This window comes from Bacteroides sp. NSJ-39 (assembly GCF_014287315.1).
Taxonomy (GTDB): domain Bacteria; phylum Bacteroidota; class Bacteroidia; order Bacteroidales; family Bacteroidaceae; genus Bacteroides; species Bacteroides finegoldii.
Genome location: NZ_JACOOB010000033.1, coordinates 1 through 7,977, shown reverse-complemented (window position 1 = coordinate 7,977; position 7,977 = coordinate 1). Strand labels below are relative to the sequence as shown.

Genomic DNA, 7,977 nt, shown 5'->3' with positions numbered 1-7,977 from the left:
TTTCGCTATCCGCCAAATATCGTTCTAATATATCGTCGTCATGGTTGCATACAAATTCTTTGTATTCTTCCTTTATATATGTTTGGGAGCAAACCGGATAAACCGATCCATCGACAACAGTTTGCATAAACAGGACATCTTGCGACAGATTTGTTTTTATATCCATATACAAACGCTCCAAATTCACACCGGCACGGTCAATCTTATTGATAAATATAATTGTCGGGATTTGCAGCTTTTGTAAAGTACTGAACAGCAACTTGTCGAGCTTGACGGAACACCGTTCTCCCCATTGGGTATCTGTAATAATCTGTTGTTCATTCATTGTTACTTTGTTCTTTTTGATTCAACTTTCAGAGCCGTCGCCCCGTGTCTTGAAAGCTTTCGGCTGCAAAGTAACAATGAGACAGGGCATTGAAAGCAATATTTTGAGTGACACTTGCAAAGTATCACTCAAAATAGCACTGTCACTCAGGATTTTGGCCGTCTATCGGACATATTTCTCGCGTATATGCTTCATCAGAATGTCTATGTCATTCTTGTTGCTGAAGATGCCGTTGCTCCTTGCACGGTTGAGCGCGGACGAGAAATTGGAACGTGTCTGCGGCTTATTCTTCCCTTGCAACAGGATGGAACCGCTACGCTCAAGGACAGTCTGCCAGCAGCGGCTGACAAGGTTCATGGCACTCAGACAGTCAAAAAAATAGGCGATGCCCATAAGATTTAGTGCCACCAATGGAGTAGTGAGTGTTCCGTACATCAGACCGTTCATTTCCTGGACTGTGACTTTCTTTTGGAAGAAGCTGGAGTCATTAGCGCAGTCAGCAAGCAGTGGCATGTCCTCGGCTCGGATTGCACACGAGAGTCTTTGTTCCTGCACCCGATTCGCAGAGGCGGTTCCGGATGTTCCCGGATTTTGCTTTCCGTCATCACGACGTTCCGTATAGACAAGGAATATCACCTTATCTATATCTGGGGCTTCCAGTGAAGACCGGGTGAAGAATTGTTTGACAAGGTCGGTTCTTTCCAACAGGAGGATGCCGATTGCACCCAACGCCTTGCGGTGGATGTTCTTGTCTGCAGCGTTGTCATTTTCGGCATAATGATGACCGTCGAGGAACTGCAAGGCAAACACCCGCAGCGTCATTACGCCTGTGGCTACATAGTCCTGATACTCTCTGTGCGCTTCCAGCAACAGTTGGCGCAGGTGGTTCAGTCCTGCATCACCATTTACGGGCCGGGTAGAAAACTTCCCTGTAAAAAAAAGGAATAAGTTTTCGGATGAATGGATTTATCTCCATACTTCGGATGTTGTTAATGAATAATTTATATGAAAATAGCGCAATGCTCCCTGTAAAAGGAAGTCATCACGCCATAGATATTCTCAAAAAGCACACTTATGTACAAATAACTATATCACTATAATCTAATGAGAGATATTTGATAATTTCTCAAATGTTACAGGTATGCACTATGTTTGAGGGCTATATCAATATTTATAAAATCCATTTACACTTTAGGTCTTAACTCCTACCGCCTCCCAATGCATGATAAAGTTTGATAATGCTCTGTATGCGCTCAAAAGAGGTTTGCAGTTGCAATTGTTCTGCTTCAAGAAGTGACTGTTGGGCAGTTAATATCTCCAAATAGGTGGTACCGGAATGGCTCATCAGCAGTTCCGTCTTGCGCACCGCTTCACGCAAGGTCTCAACCTGCCGAGTGTTTATTTCATATTGCGACTTAGCCGTTTGCCATGCGGTTAAGGCATCGTTCACCTCTTTCCCCGCGTTCAGCAATGATTGTTGGAATAATAATTTGGCTTCTTCCTGTTTGGTTTGGGCAATCTTCAAGTTGGCGATATTCGCGCCCCGGTTAAACAATGGCTGCGTCAGGGAACCGATGGCATTGAGTAGCCATTGCCCGGGATTGGTAATCGCCCCACCTCCATTGTTAGTCCAACCCAATGTGCCCGAAAGGGTGATATTGGGGTAGAAGGCTGTGCGGGCTACGTGGGTGGCGTAAAACGCCTGAGCCACTTCCATTTCGGCCTGACGCACATCGGGGCGGTTGGAAAGCAACTGCATGGGAACTCCGACAGATATGGTATCAGGGAAAGAGGCTTTGGTCAAGTCGCTCCGCTCAATCGCGTGTGACGGCATGGCAAGTATGGCAGACAAGGCGTTCTCCGTTTCGGCGATACTCTTGCATATAGCCAGTTGCGATGATTCGAGTTGCATCACGTTTGCCTTTGCCTGCAACACACCGGCTTCATTTGCCTTGCCCACCTTTTTCAACGCCTCGAGCGTGCGCACGGTAGCCCGCCAGTTTTCCAAAGTCCGGTTGTTTATCGCTATCTGCGCGTCAAGATGAGCAAGTGTGTAATAGCTGTCTGCTATCGTGGCGACAAGCTGTGTCTGCACGGCCTGCTGATAGTCACGGCTTCCTTGCAGTGCGGCAACCGCGCCACGCTTCGCAGCCGTAAGCTTGCCGAATATGTCAAGCTCCCAACTTGCACTCGCTCCGACATTGTATGTCTTTGCGGTAGCCCCGTCGTAGCGGCTGATGCCACCTTCGGCATTGATTCCCAAAGACGGAAGATAGGACAGTTTGGCCGTCATCAAAGCCGCCTCTGCCGCTTCAACGCGCAAACGCGCCACGTTGAGGTCGGTGTTCCGTTCAAGCCCGATCTCAATCAAAGACTGGAGTTCCCGATCTGTAAACATCTCCCGCCATGAAATGGATGCGAGGGTTGTTGTATCAACATTTTCCGGGATGTCCCCGTACAGACCCTCTGTCGGGAGGTCAGCCCGATGATACCGGCTGTATGTGCCGCAGCCGGTAAGCATCAGAGTTGATAATATAGATAGGATTATCTTATTCATTTTATTTACGTTTAACCTGTTCTTGAATATATTGGAATGTGATGAACAGCGACGGCACGAGGAACAGCAACGCCAATGTGCCCACTATCATGCCGCCTATTACGCCTGTGGCGAGCGAGCGGCTGCCGTTGGCACCCACGCCATGAGCCATCATCAGCGGAATAAGGCCGAACACCATCGACAAGACGGTCATCAGGATGGGACGCAGACGAACCTTTGCCGCGCTGTATGCCGCCTGTGACAGAGTCATGCCTTCCGACCGCCGCTTGCCGGCATATTCGGTCAGCAGGATGGCGGTCTTGGCAAGCAGTCCGATAATCATAATCAGTCCGGTCTGCATATAGATGTTGTTCTCCAGCCCGAACAGCCACGCGAACAGGAAGCTGCCCATCAGTCCGCAAGGCACGGACAGTAGCACGGCAAAGGGGATGAACACGCTTTCGTAGAGGGCGCAAAGTATCAGGTATATCAGCACCATGCAGAGGATGAATATCAATGCGGCATTGTTGGTGGTCTTGCTCTCCTCGCGCGACAAGCCTCCGAACTCATAGCTGCAAGTGGCGGGAAGCACCTCACGTGCCGTCTCGCCAATCGCCTTGATGACCTGGCCGGAACTGTAGCCCGATACCGGAGAACCGTTGATGGCGATGGCGTTGAAAAGGTTGAAGCGCGTAAGGTCGGAAGGTCCGTTGGTCTTGGTCAGGCGCACAAACTGGCTCAACGGTGCCATGCTGCCATCGGAAGTACGCACGTACATCCGGTTAAGCGACTCCGTATTTATGCGGTACTCCGCCGGTGCCTGCATGGTGACGTGATAGAGTTTGGAGAAACGGTTGAAGTCCGACACATACGACCCGGTATAATACCCGGAGAGCGTGGACAGCACATCGGCGGGAGATATGCCCGACTGCTCGCATTTCGCCGCATCGATGTCCACCCAATACTGGGGATAGTCAGCGGCAAAAGACGAATAGACCTCTCCGATTTCGGGACGGCGGGACAATGCCTCCACGAATCGGTCCGCCTCCTTCTTGAATGCAGTGACATCGCCACCGGTCTTGTCCTGCAAGTAAAGCTCGAAACCGTTGCCCATGCCGTAGCCGGCAATCATCGGCGGCGACATGGCAAACACCGTGGCATCGGGAACATCAGCGGTGGCGGCATAAATCTTGCCTATCACGTCGTCCACCGATTGCCCTTCGTCCTTGCGCCGGTCCCAATCTGTAAGTGTCATGAAATACATGGCCTGTGAAGGGCCGGAACCGCTGAATGAGAATCCTCCAACCGCTCCGCTGTACTCAATCTCAGGGATGCTGTCAAGACGGCTGTTGATACGCGCCATCACCTTGTTGGTCTGCGCCATGGAGGAACCGGGCTTTGTGTTCATACTTACCATCACCGTGCCGGTGTCTTCCTGCGGAATAAGTCCTGTCTTCGTGATATTGACCAGCAAGACCAGCAACCCGAACGAGGCGGCAATCGTTCCCCACAACAGCCACCGGCGATGGATGATATACAGTACACCACGTACATAGCGGCGGCTCAAACGGTCGAAAACGGCATTGAAAGCCTTGCGGAAGCGTGCCGCAAAATTGTTCTTCATGTTTCCGTGCTCGTCAATATAAGGTTTCAGGAACAAAGCGCATAACGCAGGTGAAAGGGTAAAGGCATTAATAGCCGATATGCCCACGGCAACCGCCATCGTGATACCGAACTGGGCATAGAATGCCCCGGAAGTACCGCCCATCATTGCCACAGGGATAAACACCGCCATAAAGATAATGGTAGAGGTAAGAATGGCGGACGAAACGCCCTTCATGGCATCATCGGCGGCAAGCACCGGCGACTGATAGCCCTCGTCGAACTTCGCCTGCACCGCCTCTACCACAACAATGGCATCGTCCACCACCGTACCGATGGCAAGCACAAGGGCGAAAAGCGTAAGCAGGTTGATGGAAAAGCCTATCAGCGACATCACGGCAAACGTGCCGATGATGGAGACGAAGATGGAAACCGTGGGAATGAGCGTGGACTTGATGTCCTGCAAGAACACATACACCACCACGATAACCAGAAGTATCGCCTCGATAAGCGTCCGTATGACAGAATTGATGGAGGCATACAGGAACTTGTTGGTATCGGTAAGCACCACGAACTCCGCCCCTTCCGGCAGGTCGCGTTCAATTTCATCGAGCACCTCGTGAATCTCATTGATGGTGCTCAAAGCGTTGGAACCCGCTTTCTGGTTGATGAGCATCATGGCAGCCGGATGTCCGTTCACCTCGGTGGAATAGTTGTAGAATTCATCGCCCAACTCCACGTCGGCGACATCTTTCAGCCGAAGCACGTCACCACCGGGCAGGGACTTGATGACCAGTTCGCCGAACTCTTCCGCCGTGGAGAGGCGGCCGCGATACTTCATCGTGTATTCATTTGCCGTGGGGTGATTGGCTCCGAATGAACCGGTTGCCGCCTCTATATTCTGTTTCGCCAACACGGAGGAGATGTCATCGGGAATCAGTCCGTACTGCGCCATCTTGTCAGGACGAAGCCAAAGGCGCATACTGTAGTTGGAACCGAACAGTTGTGCCTTTCCCACACCGCCGATACGTTTCAATCGCGGCTCTACGTTAATTTTCACGTAATTGTTGAGAAAGGTCTGGTCGAAACGGTTGTCGGGGCTGTAGAGGGCGAATGTCAGCAACTCGGCATTCTGCTGCTTCCCGGTGGTGACGCCGGTCTTGGTCGCTTCCGCCGGAAGCTGGCTCAACACGCCGTTCACGCGGTTTTGCACATTGACCGCCGCCATGTCGGCATTGGCACCCTGCTTGAAATAGATGTCGATGGAAGCATCGCCCGTATTGGATGCCGTGGAGGTCATGTAGGTCATGTCCTCCACGCCGTTGATGGCCTCTTCCAAAGGGACTATCACGGCTTTCTGCACTGTCTCTGCATTGGCACCGGGATAGGTGGCGAACACGTTGATAGTCGGAGGCGCAATGTCGGGATATTGCTCCACGGGGAGGGTTTTCATGGCGATAACTCCCATCAGGACAATCACCACGGAGATAACGCCCGAAAACACCGGGCGGTCTATGAAGAAGCGCAGGTTCATGGGGCTACGGTTTTAGGTGTGACGTTCATTCCTTCCTTTACCTGCCCCACGCCTTCGGCTATGATGGTGTCGCCGATGGACAATCCTTGCTTTACAACGAAGTGGTTGCCGTCGTTCAGGCGGTCCACGGTCAAGTAGGCAGCTTCGGCCTTTCCGTTTTTAAGGCGGTAAGCGATAATCTTGTCCTGTAGCTCCACGGTGGCGGTCATGGGAATCAGAATGGCATCCTCATTCAGTCCTTGCAGGATGACGTTGCCGATGGTCCCGCTCAGCAGATGCCTGTTGATGTTGGGAAACAGGGCCTTTATCTGTACGGCACCGGTCGTGGGATTGACTGTTCCGCTGATTGTCTCTATTTTCCCTTGTTTCCCATAGACGGAACCATTGTTAAGTTGGAGGCTAATCGGAGGCATTTCGCTTATGATTCTGTCAATAGAACCGTATCGGATCTCGAACTGCCTAAGTTTGTTTTCCGAAATGGAGAAATAGGCATACATCTCCGAATTGTCCGACACCACTGTAAATGGTTGTTCGATGGTCGGACCGACGAGTGCGCCGATGCGGTAAGGGAGAGTGCCTATAACCCCGTTGCTCGGGCTCTTGATTTCGGTGTATGACAGTTCGTTTCGGGCATTTGCTTCCTGAGCTTTTGCTTGTTCCAGCTCTGCCTGTGCCACTACTAATTGATTTTGGGCAACTGACAGTTCGTAATCGGATATGACCTTTTCGTCGAACAGCGACTGTTTGCCGTTCAGTTCAATACGCGCTGTTTCCACTTTTGCCTGTGCCGCACTGACATTGGCGATTGCGATGCGCAGCGCAGCCTGATAGGGCGCTTGGTCTATGACAGCCAGCACTTGCCCTGTTTTTACTTGCTCTCCCTCTTTCACGCATAGGCGGATGATGCGACCCGATACTTGAGGTATGATGTCCACATCCTGTAGCCCACGAATCGAAGCGGAATAGGTTTCTTCAAATTCAATTGGTTGGGAAGAAACCACCATGACGGGCAGTGCCTGTCCTGTTTCCTCTCCTTGCTGTTCCTGTTTGCAGGCTGCCAATGAAGCAGCCAGCAGGATCGTTGCCGTGATACCGGCAATCCATGTTCGTCTATTCATCATTAGTCCTTATTGTTTTTTTTCATTCATTTCGTGCATGTCCGTCACGACTCGGCATAATCCAAGTGAATTTGGCTTCTGCTCTCGCTGTTCCGTCCATTCTTTATTCAATATCGCATAGATGCAGGTGTCCTCATACCGTGGTGTCCCGTCAGGATAACATACAAACGATATGAACTCTTTCATACATCTCTCATACCTCATTCCGAGGCGTTTGCACAACCTTTTCGACCGCAAGTTATCGTCTTCGACAAATCCGTAAACACGCCGTGCACCGGCATCACAAAAGAGGTAGTCCAAAAATTCTGTTGCCGCTTCGTAGGCCAGTCCTTTGCCCTCAAAGCGTTGGTTGAAGTGCCAGCCCACACTAAATGTATCAGTATATTCACGCAAGGCGAAAACATCACCAATGATGAAATCGTCTTCCTTCAGACATACGGCATAGCGTAACATATCCTTTGGAGTATTGGATATATAAGCCAGCGCAGATTCCTCTGAATACAGACGATCGTCAGCAAAGCAATTAACACGTGGATGGGAGAGGTATTCCAATAAGCCCACGGCATCCTTCTCCTGAAAGTTTCTGATTATAAGATTCTTTGTTTTAATAATCATATAGCAATTTTAGGGTGCAAAATTAACGTGTATTTCCAGATAATAGATGTCGTAGAAGCCCGGACAGTAATTCCTCTACGTTTCTCTATATCCATAGAGTCCGTTATGGTGTCACCATTATCCACACGGCCGCACTTTTCCGTTGCTCCACTGGCAAACAGCAGATTCTCGGTTACGGAAGTTTTTCCTGCATCAATGTGAGCAAGAATTCCTAAATTTATAATATTCATTTGGATTAAGCAATAAT

Annotated in this window: 5 protein-coding genes and 2 pseudogenes; all 7 read right to left on the bottom strand. The window is 50.5% G+C overall.

Annotation, left to right across the window (positions count from 1 at the left end; translation table 11 throughout):
• A pseudogene (locus tag H8S63_RS19220) lies at positions 1-262 on the bottom strand (tetracycline resistance ribosomal protection protein); the annotation flags it as partial.
• A gap of 225 nt (positions 263-487) precedes the next feature.
• Positions 488-1,195 (bottom strand): hypothetical protein, encoded by a 708-nt coding sequence (locus H8S63_RS19215; protein WP_087395705.1) that lies wholly within the window; start codon positions 1,193-1,195, stop codon positions 488-490.
• 328 nt (positions 1,196-1,523) lie between these two features.
• The gene (locus tag H8S63_RS19210; RefSeq protein ID WP_122114896.1) at positions 1,524-2,882 is read right to left on the bottom strand and encodes an efflux transporter outer membrane subunit; all 1,359 of its coding nucleotides are present in this window, start codon (positions 2,880-2,882) and stop codon (positions 1,524-1,526) included.
• A 1-nt stretch (position 2,883) separates the two neighbouring features.
• Positions 2,884-5,997, bottom strand: coding sequence for an efflux RND transporter permease subunit (locus tag H8S63_RS19205; RefSeq protein ID WP_122114895.1), 3,114 nt, complete (start codon positions 5,995-5,997; stop codon positions 2,884-2,886).
• Complete coding sequence (locus H8S63_RS19200) at positions 5,994-7,118, bottom strand: efflux RND transporter periplasmic adaptor subunit (RefSeq protein ID WP_122114894.1); 1,125 nt, start codon at positions 7,116-7,118, stop codon at positions 5,994-5,996. The genes H8S63_RS19205 and H8S63_RS19200 overlap by 4 nt, the downstream gene beginning before the upstream one ends.
• A 6-nt stretch (positions 7,119-7,124) precedes the next feature.
• Positions 7,125-7,730: a GNAT family N-acetyltransferase gene (locus tag H8S63_RS19195; RefSeq protein WP_087395694.1), complete on the bottom strand. Its 606-nt coding sequence runs from the start codon at positions 7,728-7,730 to the stop codon at positions 7,125-7,127.
• A gap of 35 nt (positions 7,731-7,765) precedes the next feature.
• Positions 7,766-7,960, bottom strand: a pseudogene (locus tag H8S63_RS19190) (GTP-binding protein); the annotation flags it as partial.
• Positions 7,961-7,977 lie beyond the last annotated feature (17 nt).